At 58.1% G+C, this 25,930-nt stretch carries 25 protein-coding genes; 10 read left to right on the forward strand and 15 right to left on the reverse strand.

Annotated elements, in window-relative coordinates:
* Positions 1–3 precede the first annotated feature (3 nt).
* From U5J94_RS11950 to U5J94_RS11960, 3 genes are all read right to left on the reverse strand, one after another.
* The gene (locus tag U5J94_RS11950) at positions 4–423 is read right to left on the reverse strand and encodes a biopolymer transporter ExbD (RefSeq protein WP_322565857.1); all 420 of its coding nucleotides are present in this window, start codon (positions 421–423) and stop codon (positions 4–6) included.
* Positions 420–1,049: a MotA/TolQ/ExbB proton channel family protein gene (locus tag U5J94_RS11955; RefSeq protein WP_416224172.1), complete on the reverse strand. Its 630-nt coding sequence runs from the start codon at positions 1,047–1,049 to the stop codon at positions 420–422. The genes U5J94_RS11950 and U5J94_RS11955 overlap by 4 nt, the downstream gene beginning before the upstream one ends.
* Positions 1,050–1,220: 171 nt before the next feature.
* Complete coding sequence (locus U5J94_RS11960) at positions 1,221–3,530, reverse strand: DNA internalization-related competence protein ComEC/Rec2 (RefSeq protein WP_322565858.1); 2,310 nt, start codon at positions 3,528–3,530, stop codon at positions 1,221–1,223.
* A gap of 70 nt (positions 3,531–3,600) precedes the next feature.
* Between U5J94_RS11960 and U5J94_RS11965 the strand changes: the two genes are divergently transcribed.
* Positions 3,601–4,158, forward strand: a complete 558-nt coding sequence (locus tag U5J94_RS11965) for a DUF2062 domain-containing protein (RefSeq protein ID WP_416224173.1) — start codon at positions 3,601–3,603, stop codon at positions 4,156–4,158.
* A 43-nt stretch (positions 4,159–4,201) separates the two neighbouring features.
* Here the strand turns inward: U5J94_RS11965 and lolD are convergent, their stop codons facing one another.
* From lolD to sfsA, 3 genes are read right to left on the reverse strand one after another with little or no spacing between them, the layout of a single operon-like run.
* Entirely contained in the window at positions 4,202–4,879 is a 678-nt protein-coding gene (gene lolD / locus U5J94_RS11970) for a lipoprotein-releasing ABC transporter ATP-binding protein LolD (RefSeq protein ID WP_322565860.1), read from the reverse strand.
* Positions 4,872–6,119 carry a lipoprotein-releasing ABC transporter permease subunit gene (locus U5J94_RS11975; RefSeq protein ID WP_322565861.1) on the reverse strand — a complete coding sequence of 416 codons (1,248 nt, stop codon included), beginning with the start codon at positions 6,117–6,119 and terminating at the stop codon, positions 4,872–4,874. Before U5J94_RS11975 ends, lolD begins: the two co-directional genes overlap by 8 nt.
* 35 nt (positions 6,120–6,154) lie before the next feature.
* A complete protein-coding gene (gene sfsA, locus U5J94_RS11980; RefSeq protein WP_322565862.1) occupies positions 6,155–6,862 on the reverse strand; it encodes a DNA/RNA nuclease SfsA in 708 nt (235 codons plus the stop codon).
* A 120-nt stretch (positions 6,863–6,982) separates the two neighbouring features.
* Between sfsA and U5J94_RS11985 the strand changes: the two genes are divergently transcribed.
* The 3 genes from U5J94_RS11985 to U5J94_RS11995 all read left to right on the forward strand — a co-directional run bounded on the left by U5J94_RS11985 (position 6,983) and on the right by U5J94_RS11995 (position 9,880).
* A complete protein-coding gene (locus U5J94_RS11985; protein WP_322565863.1) occupies positions 6,983–7,312 on the forward strand; it encodes a hypothetical protein in 330 nt (109 codons plus the stop codon).
* 33 nt (positions 7,313–7,345) lie between these two features.
* A complete protein-coding gene (locus U5J94_RS11990) occupies positions 7,346–8,380 on the forward strand; it encodes an agmatine deiminase family protein (RefSeq protein WP_322565864.1) in 1,035 nt (344 codons plus the stop codon).
* Positions 8,381–8,524: 144 nt separating this feature from the next.
* The gene (locus U5J94_RS11995; protein ID WP_322565865.1) at positions 8,525–9,880 is read left to right on the forward strand and encodes an NAD(P)/FAD-dependent oxidoreductase; all 1,356 of its coding nucleotides are present in this window, start codon (positions 8,525–8,527) and stop codon (positions 9,878–9,880) included.
* 278 nt (positions 9,881–10,158) lie between these two features.
* Here the strand turns inward: U5J94_RS11995 and U5J94_RS12000 are convergent, their stop codons facing one another.
* The 4 genes from U5J94_RS12000 to U5J94_RS12015 all read right to left on the reverse strand — a co-directional run bounded on the left by U5J94_RS12000 (position 10,159) and on the right by U5J94_RS12015 (position 14,155).
* Positions 10,159–10,950: a beta-ketoacyl synthase chain length factor gene (locus U5J94_RS12000; RefSeq protein ID WP_322565866.1), complete on the reverse strand. Its 792-nt coding sequence runs from the start codon at positions 10,948–10,950 to the stop codon at positions 10,159–10,161.
* On the reverse strand, positions 10,947–12,134 hold the full coding sequence (locus U5J94_RS12005; protein WP_322565867.1) for a beta-ketoacyl-[acyl-carrier-protein] synthase family protein: 1,188 nt from the start codon (positions 12,132–12,134) through the stop codon (positions 10,947–10,949). Before U5J94_RS12005 ends, U5J94_RS12000 begins: the two co-directional genes overlap by 4 nt.
* Positions 12,135–12,206: 72 nt before the next feature.
* Complete coding sequence (locus U5J94_RS12010; protein WP_322565868.1) at positions 12,207–13,550, reverse strand: AMP-binding protein; 1,344 nt, start codon at positions 13,548–13,550, stop codon at positions 12,207–12,209.
* Positions 13,547–14,155, reverse strand: coding sequence for a hypothetical protein (locus U5J94_RS12015; protein ID WP_322565869.1), 609 nt, complete (start codon positions 14,153–14,155; stop codon positions 13,547–13,549). The genes U5J94_RS12010 and U5J94_RS12015 overlap by 4 nt, the downstream gene beginning before the upstream one ends.
* Before the next feature lie 418 nt (positions 14,156–14,573).
* Here U5J94_RS12015 and U5J94_RS12020 point away from each other — a divergent pair, with 418 nt between their 5' ends.
* Entirely contained in the window at positions 14,574–14,843 is a 270-nt protein-coding gene (locus tag U5J94_RS12020; protein ID WP_322565870.1) for a hypothetical protein, read from the forward strand.
* 57 nt (positions 14,844–14,900) lie between these two features.
* Here U5J94_RS12020 and U5J94_RS12025 read toward each other — a convergent pair whose 3' ends face one another.
* Positions 14,901–15,284 (reverse strand): hypothetical protein, encoded by a 384-nt coding sequence (locus tag U5J94_RS12025; protein WP_322565871.1) that lies wholly within the window; start codon positions 15,282–15,284, stop codon positions 14,901–14,903.
* A gap of 121 nt (positions 15,285–15,405) precedes the next feature.
* On the opposite strand from U5J94_RS12025, the gene U5J94_RS12030 reads away from it, so the two are divergent.
* From U5J94_RS12030 to mfd, 5 genes are all read left to right on the forward strand, one after another.
* On the forward strand, positions 15,406–16,296 hold the full coding sequence (locus U5J94_RS12030; RefSeq protein ID WP_322565872.1) for a carbon-nitrogen hydrolase: 891 nt from the start codon (positions 15,406–15,408) through the stop codon (positions 16,294–16,296).
* A gap of 1 nt (position 16,297) precedes the next feature.
* On the forward strand, positions 16,298–16,816 hold the full coding sequence (locus tag U5J94_RS12035) for a retropepsin-like aspartic protease family protein (RefSeq protein ID WP_322565873.1): 519 nt from the start codon (positions 16,298–16,300) through the stop codon (positions 16,814–16,816).
* Positions 16,817–16,943: 127 nt separating this feature from the next.
* Positions 16,944–17,705 carry a TIGR04219 family outer membrane beta-barrel protein gene (locus tag U5J94_RS12040; protein ID WP_322565874.1) on the forward strand — a complete coding sequence of 254 codons (762 nt, stop codon included), beginning with the start codon at positions 16,944–16,946 and terminating at the stop codon, positions 17,703–17,705.
* A 234-nt stretch (positions 17,706–17,939) separates the two neighbouring features.
* A complete protein-coding gene (locus U5J94_RS12045; RefSeq protein WP_322565875.1) occupies positions 17,940–18,443 on the forward strand; it encodes a DsrE family protein in 504 nt (167 codons plus the stop codon).
* Between the two features lie 95 nt (positions 18,444–18,538).
* Positions 18,539–22,009 (forward strand): transcription-repair coupling factor, encoded by a 3,471-nt coding sequence (mfd, locus tag U5J94_RS12050; protein ID WP_322565876.1) that lies wholly within the window; start codon positions 18,539–18,541, stop codon positions 22,007–22,009.
* Between the two features lie 188 nt (positions 22,010–22,197).
* On the opposite strand, the gene U5J94_RS12055 is transcribed toward mfd, so the two are convergent.
* The 4 genes from U5J94_RS12055 to U5J94_RS12070 form a co-directional block, all read right to left on the reverse strand.
* On the reverse strand, positions 22,198–22,539 hold the full coding sequence (locus U5J94_RS12055; RefSeq protein ID WP_322565877.1) for a DUF4870 domain-containing protein: 342 nt from the start codon (positions 22,537–22,539) through the stop codon (positions 22,198–22,200).
* 127 nt (positions 22,540–22,666) lie between these two features.
* On the reverse strand, positions 22,667–23,650 hold the full coding sequence (locus tag U5J94_RS12060) for an OmpA family protein (RefSeq protein ID WP_322565878.1): 984 nt from the start codon (positions 23,648–23,650) through the stop codon (positions 22,667–22,669).
* Between the two features lie 157 nt (positions 23,651–23,807).
* Entirely contained in the window at positions 23,808–24,272 is a 465-nt protein-coding gene (locus U5J94_RS12065; RefSeq protein ID WP_322565879.1) for a hypothetical protein, read from the reverse strand.
* Between the two features lie 450 nt (positions 24,273–24,722).
* Complete coding sequence (locus tag U5J94_RS12070) at positions 24,723–25,334, reverse strand: BRCT domain-containing protein (RefSeq protein WP_322565880.1); 612 nt, start codon at positions 25,332–25,334, stop codon at positions 24,723–24,725.
* Positions 25,335–25,930 lie beyond the last annotated feature (596 nt).

The following is a 25,930-nucleotide window of genomic DNA, read 5'->3' on the forward strand; positions in this document are numbered from 1 at the left end:
CGGCTACTTCTCGTCGGTCTGTTTGGTCGCAAAGGTGAGATTGACCAATCCTATCTGGCGTGCCGCATCCATGGCCCGAATCACAGCCTGGTGTGGCGTATTGCGATCGGCACTGAGTATCAGATGGGGCTCTTCATGGTCGGCGCGAACGTCACGCAAGGCTTTTTTCAGGGTTGCCAGTTCTTCATCCCGGGTCCGTTTTTCATTAATAAAGTAATGGCCTTCGCTGTCGATGGTAATCTCGATGGTAAAGCGTTCCTGTTCGCTCTTTTCACCCGCCGCTTCGGGCAATTCGATGCTGATCTCCGATTCCTTCTCAAAAGTGGTGGAGACCATAAAAAAGATCAGCAGCAGAAACACCACATCGATCAGTGGTGTCAGGTTCAGCTCAGGCTCTTTGTTACGATCGTGACGCAGTATCATGCCGCCGCATCCTGGCCGGTTTCCCGTTCGCCATGCATGACATCAACAACTTTCATCGCCTCCTCTTCCATTTTCAGGACCAGAAAGTCGACCTTGCCGCGAAAATAACGATAAAAAATCAGACTGGGAATGGCAACTGATAAGCCGGTAGCGGTCGTAATCAACGCTTCGGAAATCCCGCCGGCCAGGACCGATGGGTTACCCACGCCTTCGGTGGTGATCGCGGCAAACACCTTGATCATGCCGATGACGGTACCAAGCAAACCCAGCAACGGGGTGATCGAGGCGATGGTGCCCAGCGTATTGAGATAGCGTTCCAGCTCCAGCACCACCTGGCGGCCGGTCTCCTCGATACTCTCTTTCATGATATCGCGCGGATGCTGACGATTGACCAGTCCGGCGGCCAGAATCCGGCCCAGTGGCGAATTGCGTGACAGGGATTGAATCTGGCTCTCGTCGAGTGACTGATTTTTGTACCACTGCCAGACCTGCGCTACCAGGTAGTCCGGCGCAATACGCGTTTGTTGCAGGGCCCAAAAGCGCTCGCCGACGATGGCCAGTGCAATAACGGAACACAACAGAATCGGCAGCATCAACCAGCCGCCCGCCTGGATCATTTCAAACACGTGGCACGTCCTTTTTGAAGATAAACAAGGAGATGTAAAAACTGCGGCTAACTTTAACAAAGACCGGCCACCCCTGAAAGTGCGGGAATCACTTGTGGTGAAATTAAATCGCCCGCTTTGTGATCGTCGTGAATCAGGCCGGTAACGCGTCCCGGATCACTCTCCCGCCCCTTACTTACCATTGTCCACAACGTGCCAGTAACGCTGGCGAGTCTGCCGATAGCTAAAGTCCTTGTGCGGCCCGCCGGGTTCGCCCAGGACAAAGCGCAGGGCGCCTTCTTCATCCACCCGATACTGGCGCGCACCCCGTCGGGCATAGCGTTCGACCACCGGCGGGCGCGGAAACCGGTAACGATTGCGATAACCGACCGGGTATAACACATAGTCGGGGTCGACCGCGGCGACAAACGCCGGGCTTGAGGAGGTCAGGCTGCCGTGGTGCGGCGCCACCAGGATCTGTGCGGCCAGCTCGGGACGCCGCCGGCGCACCAGGGTTCGCTCTGAGGCCTTTTCAATGTCCCCGCTGAGCAGCGCCACCTGCCCGCCGGCCTCTACACGCAGCACGCAGGAGGCGTCATTACCCGCCCCGCTGTCCGCCGCCGGCCCCAGAAATGCAAAATGAACTCCATCCCAGCGCCATTGCTGCCCGGCCTGGCAGCGGTGCACATTCTTGCCATCGATCTCCCCCGGTATGCTGGTATCGATCCGCCCGACCGGCAAGGCCTGGCGCACCGACGCCAGGCCGCCGATGTGATCATTGTCGCCATGGCTGATCACCAGCCGGTCGATGTGCCGATAGCCCGCCTGCCGCAGATACGGCACCACCACCGCCGCGCCGGTATCAAAGCGCGCGCTGTAGCGGGGGCCGGTATCGAACACCAGCACCCGGGAATGGGTCTGTACCGCCACCGCCAGGCCCTGGCCCACATCCAGCAGGGTCAGCCAGACCTGCCCCGGCGGGGGGCGGGCATACGCGCCCAGCAGCAACGGCAGGCACAGCAGCGGGGCGAGATAGCGCCCCGGCAGGCCGCGCGGGGCCAATAGCATAAGAATACCCAGTGCCAGCAGGAGTACGGCAACCCCACTGGCCGCCCCGCTCTGCCAGTGCGAACCCGGCCACGCGGCCAGCACACCCAGCAGCTCGAGCAACCCCGCCAGCAGGCCGCTTACCACGTCGATCAGGGCGCCGGCATGGTCCGGGGCCAGCAGCAGCACGCCGATCACCGCCAGCAGGGCCAGTGGCACCACCAGCAGGCTGATCAGGGGTATCGCCACCAGATTCGCCAGCGGGGCGATCAGCGACACCTGCTGGAACCAGAGTATTAATAAAGGTGCCAGACCCAGGGTGATCCAGCCCTGGATGCGTACCCACTGCCAGAGCCGCGACAGACGCTGCCGACGCCCGCCCAGGGCTAACAGAATCAGGGCCACTGCGGCAAACGACAGCCAGAACCCCGCCGAGAGGACCGCCAGCGGATCGAGCAGCAAGACCAGCAAGGCGGCCCAGGCCAGGGTGCGCCCCGGCTGCAGCGGCCGCATCCGCCACAACGCCAGCATCACCACCAGCAACATGATCAATGCCCGCTGGGTGGGAATGGCAAACCCGGCCAGCGCCGCATAAAACGTGGCCGCCAGGGTGGCCAGCAACGCCGCCGCCCGCGGTGCCGGAAGCCAGAGCAGCGCCCGCTCGCCGGCTAACGGCCACAGCCGCCGGGCCAACCAGAAGACCAGCGCGGCCAGCAAGCCGATATGCATGCCCGAGATCGCCAGCAGATGTGCCGTGCCGGTGACCCGCAGTACCTCCCAGGTGTCTGTATCGATAGCCCGGCGATCACCGACGGTCAAGGCCAGAAACAGTCCTGCGGCCGGCCCCTGTAAATACGCCTGTAATCGCTCGCTCAACCGCTGCCGATAGCGGTCCAGTCGATAACGCAGCGGCACGGCTCGCTCGATCGCCATGGATTCATGGCGCACATAACCACTGGCACGCAGGTGCCGGGCAAACAGCCAACGTTCATAGTCAAAACCGCCGGGATTGCGAAAGCCGTGGGGCCGCTTGAGCCGCACCTGCAGACGCCAGGCATCCCCGGCCTCCAATACCGGCGGGGTCCGGCCGTACCAGCTGAGGCGGATCCGCGCCGGCCAGCGGCGGCGCTCACCATCCACCCACAGGTGATGCACATCGAACTCAAACCGGCTGCGGCGTTCGAACAATTCAGGCAAGCCGGCAACATGCCCTTCCACCTGAATATCCTGGCCCTCAAGATCGGCTGGCAGGCTGACGCCCAGGATGTGATGGGCACTCCACAGACACCAGAGAAAGCCGCTCACCCCCCAGCCGAGCAGACGCCAGGGCAGCGGCAACCACAAGGCAGCGGGGATCGACAGCAGCAACAGCGTGATCCAGCCCGGCGCGGGCAGGTCGCTGAACCCCTGCAGGCTGAGAATGCCCAGAAGAAATGCTATCGTCCCTGATCGCATAAAAGATTATCGGTTGTAATACAATTACTGGATAATAGCCCGGCTGACAACGCTCTCTGAATCGCCAGACATGCCACGCAAGTTTATAAGAAAGTATATGCCGGATCATGACAAGATCCGCAACCATGTTCAGTTAAACCGTATTTTCGGCAATCTGCTCCACGATCCGAATCTGCTGCACCTGAACCGTCGCTCGGTCTCCAGCGCCTTTGCTGTGGGCCTGTTCATCGCATTTATGCCGATACCCTTTCAGATGCTGCTGGCCGCCGCGGTGGCTATCATCGTGCGCTGCAACCTGCCCATCGCCGCTGCCCTGGTCTGGATCACCAATCCGTTTACCATGGGCCCGATCTTTTTCTTCAATTACAAAGTCGGCACCTGGTTTTTAGGCACGCCGATCCGTGAAGTCCAGTTCGCCCCCTCCTGGGAGTGGTTCAGCAGCGAACTGGGAGTGATCTGGCAACCGTTGATACTCGGCAGCCTGGTGGTCGGCCTGGTCAGTGCAGTGCTGGGTTACGGCGTCATACGGCTGCTATGGCGCCTGCGGCTGCGCAATTATCTGCGCAATCGCCGGCTGCGCTTCGCTCTGCAACGGGGAAATAATAAGGATAAAAAGGGTGACAAATAACTTTTAATTTACATTAACAAATAATTATAAGTTATTATTTTTATTATAATTCCAGAACACCATCTTTTAGATGCAGTACCCGATCCATGCGCCGGGCAAAGGCCGTATCGTGGGTCACCACCACAAAGCTGGTCCCCAGTGCCGTGTTCAACTCCAGCATACGCTGGTAAACCTGCTCGGCGGTCTGACTGTCGAGATTCCCGGTCGGCTCATCGGCCAGAATGCATTTGGGCCGGGTAACCAGCGCCCGGGCGATGGCCGCCCGCTGACGCTCGCCACCGGACAGGGCATTGGGCTTGTGGCGCAGGCGATCGCCCAGGCCGACCTCGCTGAGCATGGCCGCCGCCTGCGCGGATGCCTCGGCGGTGGTGAGTCCGCGAATCAGCAACGGCATAGCCACGTTCTCCAGCGCGGTGAACTCGGGTAACAGATGGTGAAACTGATAGACGAAGCCCAGATCGCGGTTACGCAACTGTCCCCGCCGGGTATCGTCCAGTTTGGCCATGTTCTCGCCATTGACCTCCACCTCGCCGGCACTGGGCAAATCCAGTCCCCCGAGCAGATGCAGCAGGGTGCTTTTGCCCGAACCCGAGGCACCGACGATGGCCACCTGCTCACCCCGGCTTACAGCGAGATCCACGCCCTTGAGCACGGCCACCTCGCGGCTGCCCTCGCGGAACACCTTGGTCAGATTGCGGCAGGCCAGAATCGACTCATTCATAACGCAAAGCCTCCGCCGGCTGAGTGCGGCTGGCGCGCCAGGCCGGGTAAATGGTGGCCACAATCCCCAACAGGAACGATACCGAGGTAATCATCCAGACATCATCCCAGTGCAGATCCGAGGGCAGTTCACTGATGTAATAGACCCCCGGATCCAGAAACTGGATCCCGAACAGGCCTTCCAGCCAGGGCACCACGATATCCAGATTGAGCGCCAGCGTCACTCCCAGGATCGTGCCCAGCACAGTACCGATCACGCCGATGACCGTGCCCTGTACCATAAAGATACGCATGATGTGTCCCGGCGAGGCGCCGAGGGTACGCAAAATGGCGATGTCGCTCTCCTTGTCGGTGACCACCATCACCAGCGTGGAGACGATATTGAACGCCGCCACGGCAATGATCAGCAGCAGCAACAGGAAGATCATGCGCTTTTCGATCTTGACCGCGCGGAACCAGTTTGCGTGATAGGAACTCCAGTCGCGGACATGAAACCCGCTGAGCGCACCCTCCTGTAACTGATAACGGACTTGCGGCGCCGCGAACAGATCGTCCAGTTTGGCGCGCACGCCGGTGACCCGGGTTCCCAGACGGAACAGGCGCTGGGCATCCTCCATATGAATCACCGCCAGCGCGCTGTCGTACTCATACATACCGATGTGAAACAATCCGACCACTTCGAAACGCTTCAAACGCGGCGCCATGCCGGCCGGTGTGACGTTCAGACTGGGCGTGACCATAGTGATCTTGTCGCCCACGTCCACCCCCAGAATCCGGGCCAGATCCCGGCCCAGAATCACACTGAACGCCCCGGGCTTCAGATCCGACAACTGTCCCGCTTCCATTTTGCCGCCGACCGCGGACACACCCGGCTCCTGGTCGGGCAACACCCCCCGAATCCGCGCCCCGTTGACCCCCTTGCCCCGGATCAACATGCCCTCGCCTTCCACATAGGGGGCGGTGGCGATCACGTGCGGATTGGATTCGGTGGCACGGGCCACCTCCGGCCAGTCGGCAATGCCGCGCCGGTAATCGGTAACCGTCAGGTGCGAGACCATATCGAGGATCCGCTCGCGTACTTCCTTCTCAAAACCGTTCATCACCGACAACACGGTGATCAATGCCATCACGCCCAGCGCGATGCCCAGCATGGAGGTCAGCGAAATGAAGGAGATAAAATGATTGCGGCGTTTGGCGCGGGTATAACGCAGGCCGACATAAAGGGCGAATGGTCTGAACATGGGGCGGCATTATACATGCTTGCGGTGAAAACACATCACGCCAGGCGCACAGGAATCGAACGATACAATCCGATCGTTTGCGATGAGACACGGGACACCCAGGCCAGTACTTCCACCCCTTCCGCGTACACCTCGGCCAACAGTCGGGCATAGGCCGGGTCGATCTCCGTCGCCGGGCGAAACGCCCGGGCATCATCGCGTGCCACATGCAATAACAGGACGGCCCGATATCCGCCCCGGACCATGTCCCGCAACGCCTGCAAATGTTTGCGACCCCGTTCGGTCGGTGCATCGGGGAAGATCGCACATTGCCCCTCGGCCAGCGCCGTCACGTTTTTGACTTCCACATAGCACTCCGCCCGTCCGGTCGCCGACAACAGCAGATCGATCCGGCTGCCCGCCGCGTACTTCACTTCGCGGCGAATTTGCGTATACCCCTGTAACTCGGTAATCACGCCCTGTTCAATGGCCTCCTGCACCAGCTGATTGGCCAGATGGGTGTTGACCCCGACGGGGATGCCGTCCGCGGTTGAGGCCAGTTCCCAGGAATAGCGGTATTTGCGCGCCGGATTGGCACTGTCACGCAGCCAGATCCGGGTGCCCGGCTCGGCGCAGCCCAGCATGGATCCGGTATTGGGCGTATGGACCGTCAATTCCTCACCACTGTCCAGGCGGACATCGGCCAGAAAACGCTTGTAGCGCCGCAGCAGCGTGGCGGGAATCAAAGGCGGGTCAAAATTCACAATTTGTGCAACCTGTCAGGCTGGATTCTGGAAAAACTGCTTAAACTTTTGCGTGTAAGCCATTGATAGAGTATATTTTACCGCATATTCGGCCGTACACTGTGCCAGAGGAGCCCGACCATGACCAGGCTGTGGAAAACCGCCACTTTCACCGCGCTTTTGGGCGTCATTACGCTGCTACCGGCCCGCGCCGACACGCTGGAGATGCCGGCCGGTCCGCCGGCGCTGCAGGATCAACCCGCAGCGGAGCACAGTGTCACCCTGCCCGGCCGTGGCATGAGCATGACCGCCGTGGAAGAGCGTTTTGGGACTCCCCGTACAAAACACAATGAAGTGGGCGACCCGCCCATTACCCGCTGGGTCTATCCCGATTTCACGGTCTATTTTGAATACCAGTATGTCATCAACGCCGTAGCCCACGACGATGCCGCCGCACCGCGCCGGCAATAAGCAGCCCCCACTTTTGCACAACCCCGAGTCTGTATGAGTACACGCCGGTTTCCCGCCGAGTGGGCCACACAAAGCGGCGTGATGCTCACCTGGCCCCATGTGGAGAGCGACTGGGGGCCACACCTGGACGAGGTCGAACCTGTCTTCGCCGAAATCGCCAGCCAGATCGCCCGCCGCGAGAGCGTACTGATCGTAGTCACCGGCACCTCCCACCGCCAGCACGTCGAACAGCAACTCGTTCGCCACTCCTGCCTGCTCACCCAGGTCCGCTTTGCCATCGCGCCGAGTAACGACACCTGGGCCCGGGATCACGGGCCCATTACCGTGCTGGTCAACGGACAACCCCGCCTGCTCGATTTTACCTTCAACGGTTGGGGCAACAAGCACCCGGCCGATCGGGACAACGCCATCAACCGGGAACTGCAACGTCAGGGCCCCTTTGGCGAGATACCACTGGAGTCACTTGATTTTGTTCTGGAGGGCGGCAGTATCGACACCGACGGCGAAGGCAGTCTGCTGACAACCCGCAACTGCCTGCTGAATCCAGGCCGCAACCCCGAACTGAATCAGACACAGATTGAAGCCCGGCTGAGCACACTGCTCGGCGTCGATCGTATCTTCTGGCTGAGTCACGGTTATCTGGCCGGGGACGACACCGACAGTCATATCGACATGCTGGCACGTTTTTGCCCCGACGATACGATCGCCTATATGCAGTGCGATGATCCCGATGACGAGCATTACACTGAACTGCAGGCGATGCAGGAAGAGCTGCAACACTTACACACATCCGACGGACAGGCTTATCGACTGTTACCGCTACCCTGGCCCGCACCGATCTTCAATCCAGCCGGCGAACGTTTACCGGCCAGTTACGCAAATTTTCTGGTAATCAACGGCGCAGTGCTGGTCCCGCAATACGGGGACAGCAATGATCAACAGGCTCTGTCACACCTGCAAACAGCTTTCCCGGATCGGGAGATCATCGGCATCGACTGCCGGCCGTTGATTGAACAGTTCGGCAGTCTGCATTGCCTGACCATGCAGTTTCCTGAGGGCGTGTTATAACACCGTTATCAAACGGCGAACACTGTATGGCGAAACATCGGTTCGAAACGGCCGTCAAACATCAGCCTGATCACAATGATATAATGCAACTTGATACTAACAAGCAATCGTTATCCCTGATAAAAACAGGATGGGCCACCCGTCATGTATAAAACCACCGATCAGGAACAAAACAAGCGGATTAATCGTTGCCAGGTTGTCGTTATCGGCGGCGGACCCGCCGGTTCCACAGTCGCGGCCCGACTGGCACAAAAGGGGCGTGACGTAGTGCTGCTGGAGAAGGATCATCATCCCCGTTTTCACATCGGGGAATCCCTGTTGCCAATGAACCTGCCGCTATTCAAGGAACTCGGCCTCGACGAGGCCGTACAGGATATCGGCGTGATGAAATACGGCGCCGAATTCAACATTCCCGAAGCGCCCGACAAGCCACGCACGTATTACTTTGATCGCGCATTAAATACAGACACCCCACCGCACGCCTACGAAGTACGTCGCTCCGAATTCGATCACCTGTTACTGAAAAACTGCGCCCGGCTCGGCGCCCGGGTCTGTGAAGGCATGAAAGTCACCCACGTCGAATTAAATACGGGCAACACCCGGCGAGTCACCGTGCAAAACGATGACGGTAACCTGCACTATTATGATACGGAGTTTGTCGTCGACGCCTCCGGTCGCGACACATTTTTATCCCGCCGGCTGAATCTCAAGAGCCGTAATCCCGAACACAACAGTGCCGCAATTTTCGGCCACTTTAAAGGCGTTACCCGGCGCCCGGGGCGCGATGCCGGCAATATCAGCATCTACTGGTTTACGCATGGCTGGTTCTGGATGATCCCACTGCGTGACGACACGGTGAGCGTGGGCGCGGTGTGTTTTCCCGAATACCTGAAGCAGCGTCAATGCCCACCGGAAGAATTTCTCTGGCAAACGCTGGCGTTGTGCCCGCCGGCACTGGAACGCATGAAACACGCCCATTGCGTGGGCGAGGTTAACGCTACCGGCAATTTCTCTTACATGTCCGGCAAGGCGCATGGCCCCGGATTTTTACTGGTCGGTGATGCCTTCACTTTTGTGGACCCCGTCTTTTCCAGCGGGGTGTACATCGCCATGTCCAGCGCCTTTCGTGCCGCCGATGCTGTCGACCGTTGTCTGGCGCAACCGACAAAAGCAAGCCGGATACTGGATGCTTACGAACGGGATATACGCCGGGCGGTAAAGCGCTTCTCCTGGATGATATATCGATTCAACAGTCCGGCCATGCGGCAATTGTTCATGGCCCCGCGTAATCTGCTAAAGATGGAACAGGCTGTCATTTCCCTGCTCGCCGGAGACGTCTATCGCACCACGCGAGTACAGTGGGCGCTTATGGCATTCAAGAGTATCTACTATTTCGTCTTTATCCGACATCTGCATCGCACCCTCGAATTTTATCTGCGTCGGCGGCGCAATGCGCGCTTGAAATTCGTCGGTGGCACAACTCAACAGGATGAGATTTGACACTAAACCATCCCACCCGCGCAGCAAAGGGTAATCATTGATAGACGGAAAACCCCGCACTATTTACTCCAGCAGACATTCCACATTCCATGGACCGACTCTGTACTTGGACGCACGGTCAAGGCGCCGGGCCGGGGAATATTGCCCTTTGGTTAACCAATCCTATAGATACCCAACATCCGGGTGATAACGTCTAGAGGCTGACAAACACAAGCCCGCTTCTTCGTCTTGCCTCGCCTGTAACGTCGGGGCAGGCCCGAAGTTGTAAAAAACGGTTCTCACATATCAATACCGATCTGCAAGGTCAGCTTGTCATGACAGGGCAGGGCCAGATCAGCAGTCTCGGCCCTGGCCAGAGCGATCAGCAGCGGCAAGGCCGCAGCCGCCGGGTTATATTCCCGCAATTCCGCCAGTTCAGCGGGCAAGATCGGTGGTACTACTGTCCCCGCCTTCAGTTCCAACTGCAGACTCCCCATCGTGGCATCACTCGCCTGTGCACTCAAAAGTAGCGCTACCCCGAAAATCGTATCCACATAACCGCGCCCGGCCAAAGCCGGTGGCAAGGCGTAGTCATAACTGAGCAACAGCACCGGTCGTTGTTGCAATATCGCCACGGTGGCCGCTTCGAGCAGACCGGCCGCAAAAGTGTCCGCCCCCGCCGCCAGACTGGTGGAAAATTGCCGTGACCCGCTGGCAATTGCCCAGTAGCCAGCCGGCGCGTTATGCACAGAATTGTGAAAATGCGTCGGTGAGACCGGCCGATCCGGCAAGGTCAGACTCTGGCAGATCCGATCCACGACTTCGCCGTCGCCTTCCGAAGAGGCAAATACCGAGGCCAGTTCATACAAGGCGTACGGACTGTGGCGCAGGGCATCCTCGGCGGCCTGCAAAGCCAACTTGATTAACGCTGTGGTGCGACGGCGCTCATTGGGCGGCAACAGGTTAGGCCAAAAGGCCGGTAATGTCTGCGTATCCGGTGCCTGTTCGCCGCGTAATACCGGGCGGGCCGCATCCCAGCCGGCCATGCCCGGTGCCATGAGCCCAATATGTTCAATCGAAATCCGCATCATCCCTGCCACCCGAAAACCAGTGCGCAGTTACTGCCACCAAAACCGAACGAATTGCTCATTGCCACCCGCACCGGCCGTTGTTGGGTATCACGCAGAATCGGAGCCGATAACCCCGGGTCGATGTCCTGCAAATTCAAGGTTCCGGGCATCAGGCCATTTTCAATGGCCAGCTTGCAGAAGACCGCTTCGGTAATACCGGCCGCGCCCAGGGTATGGCCGGTCCAGCCCTTGGTCGAACTGCACGGCACCTCCTTGAACAGGCGTGTTACCGCCTGATCCTCGGCCCGATCGTTGGACGACGTCGCAGTACCGTGCAAGTTAATGTAATCCACCTGCACCGGCGTCAACCCGGCGCTGTCCAGCGCCCGGCGCATGGCCAGTAAAGCCCCCTCCCCCTGTGGATGAGGCGTGGACATGTGGTAGGCATCACTGCTTTCGCCATAACCCAGCAGCGCGACGCCCGCACGGCCTGGGTCAGGTTCCAGCAGCGCGAACCCGGCGGCCTCGCCAATATTGATGCCGTTGCGATGCCTGTCCCAGGGACGGCAAGGTTGGGCAGAGACCAGCTCCAGCGCATTGAAGCCCAGCAATGTCGTCAGACAGAGGCTGTCGATCCCGCCGATCACGGCCGCGTCACACCAGCCGGCCTGAATATAACGGCTGGCGGTCGCGAAGACCTTGGCACTGGACGAACATGCCGTCGAAATTACCTGGGCCGGTCCTTCGAGTTCCAGATACTGGCGAGTAAAGTCGGCGCAGGAATAGGTGTTATGAGTGTGCCGGTAATCAAAGCTGGCCGGCAGCGGACCGTCGCCACTGCCGCGCTGGAGATAGGCCTGTTCGGTCGCTTCGATACCGGAAGTACTGGTCCCCAGAAAAAGACCGATACGCCGGGCGCCATAACGCTGACGCGCAGTTGCCACGGCAGTGGCAAAGCCATCGGTTTCCAGCCCCAGCGCCGCAAGCCGGTTATTGCGGCAATCAAACGGCGCCAGCGCCCCGGGCAACACGACATTCTCGACCCCTTCGACCCGCCCGATCCAGGTATCCAGACGCCCGTCATCATAATCATTCCGGCGTAAACCACTGCGTCCCTGCAGCAACGCCGTCTTTGCCACCTGGATGCCCCGGCCGAGTGCACTGACTGTGCTACTGGCGGTAATCAGAAGGGGCTCGGACGACATAAATACTTCACGCTGGGGTTATAGAGGTAAGTAACGTTGACTATTTTTTGAATTGCGATATGACACACCACTTCAAACGCCGCGCTGACGCAGCCGCGTCAGCAGAGTCAGCAACTCATCACGCGGCAACTTGCCGGTTTCACTGCGCGGCAAGCGATCAACCCGGTAGAGGGTCCGTGGAATAAACACGGCATCCATCAATGGCGCCATCGCGGCCAGTATCGCCTGTTCGGAAAGCTCAGGCGCCACCACCAGCGCGCAGATGCGCCCGCCGCGCTCATGGCTTGCGTCCTCCTGCAACACCAGGGCCGCATCGTCCACCCCGGGAATATCCAGCAACCGACGGGTCAGATCACCCAGCGAGGCGCGCTTACCGGCAATGTTGATCATATCACTGTCGCGCCCCAGCAGTTGGAAGCCTGCCGCCTGTGATTCAATAATATCATTCAACGGCATCGGCTGAGGGAGAAAATCGGCCTCGACCTGGCAGCGGCCATCAGCCTTACAATGCAGCTGCACCCCATCGTAGGGCCGCCAGAGCGGTTCTGTGAGGGTATGCCGACTGGCAATGGCACCCGTCTCGGTCGAACCAAAAACCTCTCGCACAGGACAACCAAAATGCGCCTCGGCCTGCGCCGCCAGCAGCGTCGACAACGGTGCCGTGGCACAAATAATCAAACCCATTGGCGGCCACGCCAGCGCGGCACCGACACAGGCACGCAAATGCACCGGGGTGGTTATCAACAGACGGGGACCGGATATCTCTAACAAGGCCTGACGGACATCCTCCGGATAAAACGGCTGTCCCCCGTGCACTGCCAGTGGCGAGTGCAGGCCATACAGAATGGTGGATTCCAGACCGTACATATGCTGAGGCGGGACTGTCGCAATCACTGTCCCGCCCGCAAACTCATCCAGGGCAAAACGGCGCGCGGCCAGCATCGTTCCCCGGACCAGATCGCCCCAGAATTTACGGTAGGGTTGCGGGGCGCCGGTACTGCCGGAGGTAAAAATCACCACCGCCTCCTGACCGGAGTCAATCAATGGCGAGGTGCGCACCGCATAGGCGTCGGACTGGAGGGAAACGAAAAATTGCGGCAGCGCCAGTTCGTCAGAGGATCGATCCACCAGACAATAACTGCCGGGATACTTCGCCACGACGGATGACACCACCCCCGTGGCCCGGTTGGGAGGCAGCAGACAGACCTGACCACGAATCAGCAGTGCGGCAAACGCTAACAGGAACAAATAACGATCCTCACACAAATTCACGGCGTGCGTGGCAGACGGCAAGCGCCTCGCCAGCGCCAGCGCCTGGCCCACAAATTCCTGCGTCGCCACCGCCCGGGCATTATGCCAGGCGATAATCTCCTCAGGCGCATGGCTTGTCAGCGGTATTCCCTTTTCCGACATCATTTCCAACCACCCCGGGAACCCAGGCGCCCCATGGCACGCATAAAACCAATGAAGCTGTATTGCGATCGCCTGGGAAAACGGCGTTTGCGCCAGGCAAACTCGACAATAAAAAACACTAACACCAACACATACCCAAGCAAGTTGGTAAACAGCGACCACGATTGCCGGCTGGCACAGCAGGCCAGCAACAAACTGACGACACCCAGCAACAGTAAAAAGAGCGCCCAGGCCAGCGTCACTTTCCAGGTATAGCGCTGGACTGCCACATCCGCCTCGCCATCAAGCAGCCGGGCAAAGCGTGTCACCAGCGGCTCACGTCCGGGCAATAGACTCACGGCAAAGACCATTGCCAGACCGAAGTAGAACAACAGAGGAGGCAAGACAAGCAAATTAAATTGATCCTTGACGATCCATCCTGCCGCGAGGATGACCGTGGCGACAAGTAACGCGCCCGCATAATGAAACTCTTGCGCACACAACCCTGCCAACGTCGCTGCCAACAGCGCCAACGCAACAATCGCGGGAACAAAGCTGCCGGTCATCACGCCGTAATGGACCGCGACCAGATACACAAGCAGCAGCAGTGGAGAGGCGCGGCGCGCCACAGTTAATTCACTCAAGAGACACGCAGACAGATCGCAGGGGTGTAACAAAGCGCCGGGGGAATTCGGACAGACCCGGCATGGGCGAGCGTAAACCGACGCGCGGGCAAACAAAATACGCCGATACAGCCGTCGCAGTACGTTGCTCTGGGCAAAATCCTGACATGATGATTTATCCTGTGCATTATTTGGCTGTTCCGGGGGTGCTGGCGAGTATTCTTGTTTGTTATTGCAAGCCAGCAATAAAGTCCATAGTCTGGTCCTCAGCCGCCAGATTATATATAATTTTTGTCAGTATTCAATTGGCTCTCCGCATACAGAATGGCGACGCCGCAACGACTCCACACCCATGCCCCTTTTTTGTTCGGCGCATTACAGGTGGATGAGAAGCCGGATCTGGAGCAGGCCACGCAACGGGCCTATGAGACGATTCTCACGCAATTACGTCACCTGGGCTACCCCTCCGTTACATATATGGAATTACCTGTCGGATATTGTCGGGTTCGAGCAGGGCGTGGAACGCTATCCGCTTTTTTGCACGGGTCGACATGTTGCTCTGGCAACAGAACCTGATTATAAAACCCGGCTACCGGCCGCCAGCACCCCGGGCACAACCGGTCCCGGCTTTATCATCTATAAAGAATTACTGATTGAAATCGAGGGTTGGAGCACCTTCGACAGTGCGAGATAATATCGAATCGTCGACACAAGCGCTTTCGACTAGGGGCTTCTCTTTATCGGGTGATCATTATTTAAATTCGGGAAATTCCGAGGTCAACTGCCAATGTTCGGCTTCCTCGTCATACGCCCATTTCTGGATGTCGGTGAATTCTTTTTCGACAGCATTGTTGGTATTGAAGTAACGCATCTCGACCCGTTGAATCGCTTCGGTTTTGGAGGCATTGAGATCCAGAACCCTGTAGCTGGTTATCTTGATCTCCTTGAGATGCTGTTTTTCCCGCTTGCTGAACACCGGCGGCTCTTTATAGTATTGGCCGGCCAGTTCCAGGCGCGACCAGCGCATGCTGTGTTCGTACGCACGCAAGACCTTGTCCAGTGCATCGAGCTCACTCGGTGTGGTACTGCAAGCACTCAGCAGCACCGCCAGAGAAATAACCCACAGCGTTCTCATCCGTCCCCCTTGCAGTGAATTCACACACGTTCAGTATTATAAACAGATTTGGCAAATGCGTATATCATCGACTATCAGGGCGTTGTTAGACTAACGCCATCACTCACCGGGAAGCGTACGGATGAACCAGACTTTGAAAGTTGCCCTGGTCCAGCAGCGTTGCAGCGCGGATCGGGTGGCCAACCTGCAGACCAGCGAAGCGCGGATCCGCGAGGCGGCCACTGCCGGCGCACAGCTGGTATTGCTGCAAGAGCTGCATACAGGGCTCTATTTTTGCCAGCGTGAAGATCCGGCACTGTTTGATCTGGCCGAGCCAATTCCCGGTCCGGGCAGCGAACAGCTGGGGGCGCTGGCCCGCGAACTGGGACTGGTGATCGTTGCCTCGCTGTTCGAAAAACGGGCCGCCGGCCTGTACCACAATACCGCCGTGGTGCTGGAATCCGATGGCCGCATTGCCGGGATCTATCGCAAGATGCACATTCCCGACGATCCCGGCTATTACGAGAAGTTCTATTTCACCCCCGGCGATCTCGGCTTTACCCCCATCGACACCTCGGTCGGCCGTCTCGGTGTGCTGGTCTGCTGGGATCAATGGTACCCCGAGGCGGCGCGGCTGATGGCCCTGGCCGGCGCCGAGTTGCTGCTCTATCCCACCGCCATTGGCTGGGACGAGAACGATTCTGCCGAAGAACAGCAGCGCCAGCTCGAGGCCTGGCAGCTCAGCCAGCGCGCGCATGCCGTGGCCAACGGGCTGCCGGTGCTGGCCTGTAACCGCACCGGCGTGGAGACCGACCCCGTGACCGGCGATCGGATCCGGTTCTGGGGCCACAGCTTCATCGCCGGCCCGCAGGGGGAAATCCTGGCCGAAGCCCCGAGCGACGAGGAGCATCTGCTGATCACCGAGCTCGACCTGGCCCGCAGCGACAGCGTTCGGCGCCTGTGGCCCTATTTGCGCGATCGACGCATCGACGCCTATGATGACTTGTTATTGCGCTATCGCGACCGCAATTGAGATGAATTCACCCGAACAACAGCAACGGAAAATCGGCAAGAGCATGGTGTTTGCCATGTGGCTGGTGCTGCTGGCCCTGCTGACCCTGTTTTTCGACAAGTACCTGGGCGATCAGCACAACCCCAATCAACAGGTGGTGCAGCGCCAGGCCGCCGACGGCAGCCGGGAAGTGGTGCTCAAGCAAAATCGCCAGGGCCATTATCTGGCCAATGGCAAGATTAACGGCCAGGAAGTGACCTTTTTACTCGACACCGGTGCCACGGATATCGCCATCCCGGAGAATATCGCCAACCGCCTCGGCCTGCCCCGCGGGCGGCAGGTGCAGTTCCAGACCGCCAACGGCGTGGCCCGGGGCTACAGTACCCGGCTGGAGAGCGTCAGCCTCGGCAATATCCGCCTGACCGACCTGCCGGCCTCCATCAACCCGAATGTTGCCCATGACGAAATTCTGCTCGGCATGAGCTTCCTGCGCCAGCTGGAGATGAACCAGAAAGACAACACATTGACCCTGCGGCAGTAGCCATGCCATGTTATTCCGTGAAAACCGCACAAATCCGCGATAAACTCCTTGCATCAAGCGTCAATAAGCCAATAATTAACCCGGATTCAGCCAGGAATTCACCGACAATCCGATAAGGAACCCGATCATGATGTTACGCAAACTTGCCCTTTCCCTGACCGCCCTGGCGATGAGCTCCTCCGCCTTCGCCGACACCATCGGAGTGCGCGCCGGCGCCGGTATGTGGAACCACGATCCCAGCGGTCATATTCGCTACCAGTCCACCAGCAGCAGCCACAACGCCGACCTCAAGGACGATCTGAACCTGGAGTCCGACCAGGAAGGCTACTTCTACGCCCTCGTCGAGCATCCGGTGCCGTTGATCCCCAACGTCAAGGTGATGCGAACCGGCCTGACCAGCAGCGGTTCCGGGACCATCAACTCCGAATTTCAATATGGCGGAAATACTTATGAAGCCAATGAATCTGTCCGCTCGGAACTGGTGCTGGATCACACCGACGTGACCGCGTACTGGCAGTTGCTGGACAATATTGTCAGCTTCGATTTCGGGCTGGTCGCCAAGATGGTCGACGCCGAAGCCACTGTTACCCAGACCAGCGGCGATAACGACTCGGTCACCAACAGTTTCGACGGCGTGGTGCCGATGGGGTATCTGGCCGTGGGCGCCTCTCCCTGGCCCGGCGTGGAACTGCGTTTGGAAGGCAGTGCCTTGAGCGTGGGCGACAACAGTCTCACCGATATCACCGCCAAGGTCAGTTACACCACGAATTACATGCTCGGCATCGAAGCCGGCTACCGTTCGCTGGAGCTGGAGCTGGACGATCTGGATGATGTCGATTCCAACATGAAATTCGATGGACCCTTTGCCGGAGTCTATCTGCACTTTTAAAAACACAGGGACGAGTGACGAGGGCCGAGGGACGAGGATTTGTATCATCCTCGTTCCCGGCCCTTTTCTTTTGCTCGACAAAACCATTTACATTGCTTGCTCGACCGAATAACACTACGGTTAACAAGGTATCACGATTTTTTACTAACAGCGCTTTTACTCGGCACTCGTACCTCGTGACTCGGCCCTGTCTCTTCTATACTGGGTTATAGGCCCCGTTAAAGGAGTGCCGCCATGACCCGTCTTTCCGTTCTGTTGTTCACCCTGCTGCTGTTCCATAGCCTTGCGCATAGCGGGGAGATTGTCAAAACGCCCTATGAAGATCCCAAAGTGGTGTTCGATTTCTATTTCGATCACCCGGAGAAGATCAACTCGGCGCTTTACTGGGTGCGCTCCTATATCAATCCGCTGGGCGAGGCGCCGTATAACTTTTCGCCCGAGTTTATGAGCGTCAAGGTGGTCATTCACGGCACCGAGATCGTCACCGTCGCCAAACACAATTATGAAAAGTACCGGGAGGCGGTCGAACGGATGAAGTATTACGACCAGCTGGGCGTGGAGTTCATCGTCTGCGGCCTGGCGGCGAAGGATTATGATTACAGCACCGACGACTTCCAGGATTTCATCAAACTGGCGCCGTCGGCCATCACCGAACTGGTGCACTGGCAGCAGCAGGGCTACGGGCTGATCACACCCAACATCATGAGCAAGCAGCTGTCGATCGAGGATATTAGCTAAATCGACACCGGCAGGCAGGATAGTTTTCACATCCGCGGCCGATCCCGCTAAAATGACCGCCCTGTTTTCACCGTGGTCAGCCGCCAACCGTTCGCATGTCAGACGTCACCCTGTGTAATCCGTTTCATCCACCGTTGCCCGCCCGCGCCGGCGAGCTGTCCCGCTGGGGGCAACTGTATGGCAACAGCCCGGCACTGGTCATCGCCCGGGCGGCCCGTGAGCACAACGGGCCGCTGGTGGTCATCGCCGCCGACACCGCCGCCGCCCAGCGCCTGGAATACGCGCTGCGTTTTTATCTGGCCGACACCGATCTGCCGATTCTCAATTTTCCGGACTGGGAAACCCTGCCCTACGATGTCTTCTCGCCGCACCAGGACATCATCTCCGGGCGCCTGACCAGCCTGTATCACCTGCCCGACATGCAGCAGGGCATCCTGCTGATTCCGGTCCAGACCCTGATGCATCGCCTGCCGCCGCCCGAGTATCTGCAGGCCAACACCCTGATGCTGGATCGCGGCCAGACCCTGCAACTGGATGAAATGCGCCGGCGCCTGGAATCGGCCGGCTACCGGTGTGTCTCGGCGGTGATGGAACACGGCGAGTTCGCGGTGCGCGGCAACATTCTCGATCTGTTTCCCATGGGCAGCGAGGTGCCCTATCGTATCGAGCTGTTCGATGACGAGATCGAAAGCATCCGCCTGTTCGATCCCGAGACCCAGCGCTCCACCGACAAGGTCGAGCAGGTCCGCCTGCTGCCGGCCCACGAGTACCCGCTGCACAAGGAGGCCATCTCCCGCTTTCGCCAGGCCTTCCGGGCCCGTTTCGAGGGCGATCCGCAAAAGGCCCGGGTCTACCGGGATGTGAGCGAGGGGCTGGCCAGCGCCGGCATCGAGTACTATCTGCCGCTGTTTCACGAACGGATGGCGACCCTGTTCGACTACCTGCCGCAGGCGACCCTGTTTTTGGGCGAAGCGCAACTCGAGGAAGCCGCCGAGGGCTTCTGGACCGAGGTGGGCCAGCGTTACGAGCAGCTGCGCCACGATCAGGAACGCCCGCTGCTCAGCCCGAGCGAGCTATTTATACCGGTGCCGGAGCTGTTCGCGGGCCTGAAACAGCACCCGCGGGTCGCGCTGCAAAACTTCAAGTTCGAAGAGGACACGGCGATCCAGTTCGCCACCGCCGCGCCGCCGCCACTGAATCTGGACGTGCGCGCCGCCGAGCCGGCCCGCCAGCTCAGGCAGTTTCTGGACACCTTCCCCGGTCGTGCCCTGTTCGCCGCCGAGACCACCGGCCGGCGCGAATACATTCTGGATCTGCTGGGCCACTATCACATCCGCCCGCGCGAGGTGGACAGCTGGCAGCAGTTTGTCGACAGCGACGAACGGCTGGCCATCACCGTCGCGCCGCTGGATCAGGGCCTGCTGCTGAACGATCCGGCGCTGGCGGTGATCGCCGAAACCCAGCTGTTCGGCCAGCAGGTGCAGCAGCGACGCCGGCGCAAGCAAAGCGATCGCGACAGCGACGCGATTGTTCGCAACCTGGCCGAACTGACCGTCGACGCGCCGGTGGTTCACGAGGATTACGGCGTGGGCCGCTACAAGGGGCTGCAGACGCTGCAGCTCAACGGCCAGGATACCGAGTTTCTGACCCTGGAATACGCCGGCGCCGACAAGCTCTATGTGCCGGTCAGCTCATTGCATCTGATCAGCCGCTACACCGGCGCCTCGCCGGAGACCGCCCCGCTGCACAAACTGGGCAGCGGCCAGTGGGAGAAGGCGCGGCGCAAGGCCGCCGAGCGGGTGCGCGACGTGGCCGCCGAACTGCTGGATATCTATGCCCGGCGCGCCGCTCGTCACGGTTACGCCTATCATATCGACGAGGCGCACTATCGCGCCTTCGCCGCCGGCTTTCCCTTTGAAGAGACGCCCGATCAGCAACAGGCCATCGACAACGTCATCGAAAGCATGCGCGCCGATCAGCCCATGGATCACCTGGTCTGCGGCGACGTCGGCTTTGGCAAGACCGAGGTCGCCATGCGCGCCGCGTTCATCGCCGTGCAGGACGGCAGACAGGTGGCGGTCCTGGCCCCGACCACCCTGCTCACCCAGCAGCATCTGGAGAACTTTCGTGACAGATTTGCCGACTGGCCGGTGCGAGTCGAGGCGCTGTCGCGGTTTGTCAGTACCAAACAGCAACAGGCCATCATGCGCGATCTCGAGGCCGGCAAGGTGGATATCATCATCGGCACCCACAAGCTGCTGCAAGGCGATGTGCAATACCGGAACCTGGGCCTGGTGATCATCGACGAGGAACACCGCTTCGGCGTGCGCCAGAAGGACAAGTTCAAGGCACTGCGTTCGGAAGTGGATGTCCTGACCCTGACCGCCACGCCGATCCCGCGTACCCTGAACATGGCCATGTCCGGCATGCGCGACCTGTCCATCATCGCCACCCCGCCGGCGCGGCGTCTGGCGATCAAGACTTTCGTCAGCGAATGGCAGGACGGATTGATCCAGGAAGCCTGCCTGCGCGAGATCCGCCGCGGCGGGCAGGTCTATTTCCTGCACAACGACATCGAGACCATCGAAAAGCAGGTCACCAAGCTGGCCGAGCTGGTTCCCGAGGCGAGCATTCGCTACGCCCACGGCCAGATGCGCGAGCGCGATCTTGAACAGGTGATGTCCGACTTCTATCACCAGCGCTTCAACATCCTGGTCTGCACCACCATCATCGAAACCGGCATCGACATCCCCTCGGCCAACACCATCGTCATCAACCGCGCCGATCGCTTCGGCCTGGCCCAGCTCTACCAGTTGCGCGGCCGCGTCGGTCGCTCGCATCATCGCGCCTATGCTTATCTGATTACGCCCTCGCGCCGGGCCATGAACCAGGACGCGCAAAAGCGACTGGAAGCCATCGAATCCATTCAGACCCTGGGCACCGGCTTCACCCTGGCCACGCATGATCTGGAGATCCGCGGCGCCGGTGAACTGCTGGGCGACGAACAAAGCGGCCAGATGATGGAAATCGGCTATCACATGTACACCGAACTGCTGGAGCGCGCGGTCAAGGCATTAAAAGAAGGCCACGAGCCCCAACTGGACAAACCCCTCAACCACGGCGCCGAGATCAACCTGTACTGCCCGGCCCTGATCCCCGACGACTACCTGCCGGACATCCACGAGCGCCTGATCCTCTACAAGCGCATCGCCAACGCCGCCGACTCGCAGGAACTGAAAGACCTGCAAGTGGAAATGATCGACCGCTTCGGCCTGCTGCCCGAGGAAGTCAAAAACCTGTTCGCCGTCACCGAACTCAAACTCAAAGCCCTGCCGCTGGGCATCCGCAAGATCGAACTGGGCGAAGAAGGCGGCCGCATCCTGTTCGTCGAACAGCCCGACATCGATCCCACACGGATTATTCAACTGATCCAGTCACACCCGGATCAATACAAACTGGACGGCGGGGAAAAACTGCGCATCAACAAGGAACTGCCTGACACCGAAGACCGGTTCGACGAACTCAACACCCTGCTGGCGACATTGGCGGAGAAGGAAGCGGCCTGAAGATCAGGTGCTAGGTGCTAGGTGCTAGGTGCTAGGTGCTAGGTGCTAGGTGCTAGGTGCTAGTCTACACAGAGAAATAGATACATTGTCCCCGGATTTCCTCCCCTATTCGGGGATACAGATCAGCTGGTATAAGGTTGGAAGTGCCTGGTCAGTGAAAAGTTCATCACTTCCCAGGCCCGCTCTCCTCAGTCCTTTGCGGTGAAAACCTGCTTCTCGGCAAAATCTCCGGCCCATGGCAGCTTATATATCTCTCCCTGAAACGCCTTAACCATGAGCAAAATCCAAAGTATTACAGCCAACAGGAATATTACAGGAGACAGTAAACCAATAACCGGAATCCAACCCACAATCAGGCTCAGGACGAACAAGGCAAGAAAGACCACGAGGGATTGCATCGCATGAAATCTTACAAATCGGTTTTCTTTTTCCAGCAGCAAAAAAACAATTCCTGTCAGCCAGCCCAGCACATAACAGAGAACTGCCTCAATATTCTGGTCAATCCCCAGAGTCGTCTTATTTTTCTCCATTTCGCATATCCTTTCTTTTGGTAGCCGCAACAAAGACTTTACCACCGTGGGTATTGAATACCATTACCATGTCCCCATACTGGTGTCTCCGGCCAGGTAATCGATTATATTGACGTAATACCCGTATCTATTGAACTATAATCTTAACCAGTTCAACCCGCCGATTCTGTGCCCGGCCATCTTCATCCTCATTGCTGGCAACAGGGGCAAGAGGACCTACGCCATGGGGACTGAGCCTGTCTTCGGAAATTCCGTGCTCTGAGACCAGAAACTCCTCTACCGCCTCTGCGCGCTTTTCGGAGAGATCCAAATTATATTCCATGTCTCCCACAGCATCAGTATGGCCGACAACGAAAAGCCTGAGATCCGACTCCTGTTCCAGAAGAGCGGCAATTTCAGCCAGTGTGGATTCAGATTTTTTTTTGATCATGGCCTTGTCCGTGTCAAAGTGTATGCCGTAAACGCGGACACTGCCCTTTTCATCAATATCGTCTGCCATAGCTTGAGCATCGATATCGACCTTAACTTTTCCGGTCTCCATGGGTTTTTCTTCAAGGATCTGAAGAAGCGTTACAGGTTGATTGTCCTCATCAGCATGTTCACTAAGCAAAGTATGTGCAGAAACATACATATTCCCATCATCTTGCGGAAGCTTGGCTAAAAAATAGCTTTGATCTTTTCCAACAAAAACATGTTTGCTATGATCTCCACTGTAATGATGTCCAAGCATACCCTCGAAAACTGAGTATGGACATTCATCTGTATCCCTGAAACATTCATATACAATTTCGAAACCGGCTTCCTTTAGCGCCATCTGGTAGTTTCGCTGTACCTGCAATACTGATAAACCTTCTGCGGGTAAGAAATACAAAATCTGTGTGACTTCCCCTTCCGGAGCTATCTCCTGTAGCTCGCCATTTTTCTTTCCTGTATAAAAGGTCAAACGGTCATAATTAAAGTGTTCATAACCACTAATGTAAGAACCTTCGTACCGGGAGATCATGGGATGATCTGTGCTCCCTTCCTTATCCTTTTCAGCCAGCGCAGGGGATGAAACAGCACCGCTAAAAACAAAAATCAATACAGCAAATAAAATATTTTTTTTGAACATGCTGGAAACTCCTTTACTAAAATTTTTGGACTTCACCAGATTATAGTGGGACCACTGTTTCATATTTATCAGGCATCAAGGACACCCACCGCAATAAACAGGATAGCGGTTTTAAATCGTGCCCGGTAATGAAGTGGGTGTGTCCCATAGGCTGTTCTTAACGCCCTCCGGGTATGCCCCCCATACCGGAAGGATCCATGGGCTTTGCCGGTAGCGTGAAGGCTTTTTCACCGGGGGATTCCCCGGAGATCTCGGTCAGGCGCATGTCGCCGTAGCGCAAGATCCCCAGCCCCCGGGCCGAGAGGGCATCCTCCACCACGCCGCTATGCTCCCGATCCATAGCCTCCGCGTAGGTTCGAGCGACCTCATGCATTACCGACGTCAGCTCCACTGCCAGAGGGTTGTCGCTGAGGACCGCTTGATCCGTATGGGTCCGGCCATCTTCGTCGCGCCAGCGGATCTCATAGACCTCCCCCTGGATCCCCGCCACGACCTCCTTTTCCCCTGTGGCTCCGAAGGATTCCACCTCCACCGCTCGATCCGTCCCGGGGCTGGTGGAGGGGACTTCGGCACCCATCCGGCCTCCCATCATGCCCGCCATGGCGGACAGGTCTATGACCATGGTGCGCCTGCCCCCCGTAGAAACGCTGTACAGTTTATCATCCCGCATCACCAAGTAGGCCGGCTGGCCCTGGGGATCGACCCGTGCCTTGCTCTTGTCTTGCCACAGCACGTCAAGGGTTTGGTTCTCGCTTTGGATGGAGGCGGTTCCCGATCCCATGGCCAAAGCGGGAACGGCCAATAGCCCCATGAGCCAAACGGCCCGGCTTCCTCGTGCTTGCATACTTACCTCCTGGGATGTCTTCTGCCGGAGAGCCGGCAGCGGTTTGTTTATAAATTAAGGATAAACACACTTTTCCGAACCGGTCAACGGTTCATAGAGGTGTACCCTTATTAGACACAGATTTAGGAAAAAGGTAGGAAAAAGGTGACGGAGGGATTTAATTTTATCCAGCTGATAGGATTGACCATTTTTTAATCCCTTCGTTACTTTTTTGACACCTTTTATTAATCACATCAAGCCTCCGGATTTTGCCCAGTGCTCTTCGGTTACTATCGCCAGAGGCACTCCATTGTCCCGGTAGTCGATAGCCTTCTCGATCTTGCGGCCAAACGATTCGTGTGACCAGCTATCCGTGACATATGTTCCAAGGACCAGGAAATTGAGTGACTTTGTTACACCCTTGGCGTTCAGTCCACCGAGTGATTTAACTGCTTCTTGACACTGCTTTCTCGTTCCAAAGGCGCAGGTTCCGGTAAAGAGGAAAAAATTTCCCTCAAAGACGATATCGGGCATCGGGTTATTGACAGGTAATGAGCTGGTCTTGGCTAATTCGCCGAGTTCGGATTTTTCACCAGATATTTTTTGGAGTAAACCCATGAGTTCATCAGATTCCTCCTGGTCGAGGACGCCATCTGATAGCATGGAATCTACCTTTCCCAACAAATTCAATATAATTGGATTGTCCGTTACCTGCCGGCTTTGAGCTAACCAGTTCTGAAGAAACTCGGCTTCGGTCTGATCAACCTTGCCATCAGCTAATACTCCTTTACTAAGTCCAATGAGGGTGTCGATTTGACGATCATCGATCGACTTGCGGTTGAAGCGCGTAAATATGTCCATTGGCTCCCCCTAAAATTCCTGGCAGCGGGGTCAGTACGATGACCGGCACCTGAGTAATGTCGACAGAATCCATTTTTCCCGTAATCAGGTGCTGTTCGGCACTTTCTCAAATAATTAACAGCTTAGATATCATTATCCGTGATTTCAATGCGGGTTAACCCTGATTCTGGCTAATGGGCTCTTGATTCCCGTTAGACGCCGCCGAGCATCACAGCGGAAGGAGGAATCGCCCGAAGGGTGGGCGCATGGATGACGTACATGGAGGTACTAATGTCGCGGGAGGCAGGGATGCCGGGAGCGACCGCGCGCACTCGCCAGTCGGCACACGGAGGTGCCGTCTGGCGAGCCCGACTGGAGCGAGAAGCGCAGGGAACCGGTTCAGCCATTGGAAATGGCTGAACCGGTGGTGTCTTTCGGGCGTCCTTCTTTTGGTGACTTTTCTTAGACGAGTAAGAAAAGTCACTCGCCGCGCGGGCGCGAGAGCCCGCTTTCAAGACTCAGCCCGCCCGCAGGGCGAACATTTTAATAAGTGAGGTGCTCCGACGAAGAGTCGCCGCTGAAAGCGCCTCCCACAAAATGGATGCCGGCCCCAGCTT

The organism is Thiohalophilus sp. (assembly GCF_034522235.1).
Classification (GTDB): Bacteria; Pseudomonadota; Gammaproteobacteria; order UBA6429; family Thiohalophilaceae; genus Thiohalophilus.

Bases quoted from the DNA above. Each gene is read 5' to 3' on its own strand.
- U5J94_RS12055 (WP_322565877.1), bottom strand. From the start codon at position 22,539: ATGGAGAAAAATAAGACGACTCTGGGGATTGACCAGAATATTGAGGCA.
- U5J94_RS12035 (WP_322565873.1), top strand. From the start codon at position 16,298: ATGAATTCACCCGAACAACAGCAACGGAAAATCGGCAAGAGCATGGTG.
- U5J94_RS12065 (WP_322565879.1), bottom strand. From the start codon at position 24,272: ATGGTCATAGACCTGTCCGCCATGGCGGGCATGATGGGAGGCCGGATG.
- mfd (WP_322565876.1), top strand. From the start codon at position 18,539: ATGTCAGACGTCACCCTGTGTAATCCGTTTCATCCACCGTTGCCCGCC.
- U5J94_RS12025 (WP_322565871.1), bottom strand. From the start codon at position 15,284: ATGAGAACGCTGTGGGTTATTTCTCTGGCGGTGCTGCTGAGTGCTTGC.
- U5J94_RS11995 (WP_322565865.1), top strand. From the start codon at position 8,525: ATGTATAAAACCACCGATCAGGAACAAAACAAGCGGATTAATCGTTGC.
- U5J94_RS12045 (WP_322565875.1), top strand. From the start codon at position 17,940: ATGACCCGTCTTTCCGTTCTGTTGTTCACCCTGCTGCTGTTCCATAGC.
- U5J94_RS12010 (WP_322565868.1), bottom strand. From the start codon at position 13,550: ATGATGTCGGAAAAGGGAATACCGCTGACAAGCCATGCGCCTGAGGAG.
- U5J94_RS11950 (WP_322565857.1), bottom strand. From the start codon at position 423: ATGATACTGCGTCACGATCGTAACAAAGAGCCTGAGCTGAACCTGACA.
- U5J94_RS11975 (WP_322565861.1), bottom strand. From the start codon at position 6,119: ATGTTCAGACCATTCGCCCTTTATGTCGGCCTGCGTTATACCCGCGCC.
- U5J94_RS11990 (WP_322565864.1), top strand. From the start codon at position 7,346: ATGAGTACACGCCGGTTTCCCGCCGAGTGGGCCACACAAAGCGGCGTG.
- U5J94_RS12030 (WP_322565872.1), top strand. From the start codon at position 15,406: ATGAACCAGACTTTGAAAGTTGCCCTGGTCCAGCAGCGTTGCAGCGCG.
- U5J94_RS12040 (WP_322565874.1), top strand. From the start codon at position 16,944: ATGATGTTACGCAAACTTGCCCTTTCCCTGACCGCCCTGGCGATGAGC.
- lolD (WP_322565860.1), bottom strand. From the start codon at position 4,879: ATGAATGAGTCGATTCTGGCCTGCCGCAATCTGACCAAGGTGTTCCGC.
- U5J94_RS12070 (WP_322565880.1), bottom strand. From the start codon at position 25,334: ATGGACATATTTACGCGCTTCAACCGCAAGTCGATCGATGATCGTCAA.
- U5J94_RS11960 (WP_322565858.1), bottom strand. From the start codon at position 3,530: ATGCGATCAGGGACGATAGCATTTCTTCTGGGCATTCTCAGCCTGCAG.
- U5J94_RS12005 (WP_322565867.1), bottom strand. From the start codon at position 12,134: ATGTCGTCCGAGCCCCTTCTGATTACCGCCAGTAGCACAGTCAGTGCA.
- U5J94_RS11965 (WP_416224173.1), top strand. From the start codon at position 3,601: ATGCCACGCAAGTTTATAAGAAAGTATATGCCGGATCATGACAAGATC.
- U5J94_RS12020 (WP_322565870.1), top strand. From the start codon at position 14,574: ATGAGACGATTCTCACGCAATTACGTCACCTGGGCTACCCCTCCGTTA.
- U5J94_RS11985 (WP_322565863.1), top strand. From the start codon at position 6,983: ATGACCAGGCTGTGGAAAACCGCCACTTTCACCGCGCTTTTGGGCGTC.
- U5J94_RS12000 (WP_322565866.1), bottom strand. From the start codon at position 10,950: ATGATGCGGATTTCGATTGAACATATTGGGCTCATGGCACCGGGCATG.
- U5J94_RS12060 (WP_322565878.1), bottom strand. From the start codon at position 23,650: ATGTTCAAAAAAAATATTTTATTTGCTGTATTGATTTTTGTTTTTAGC.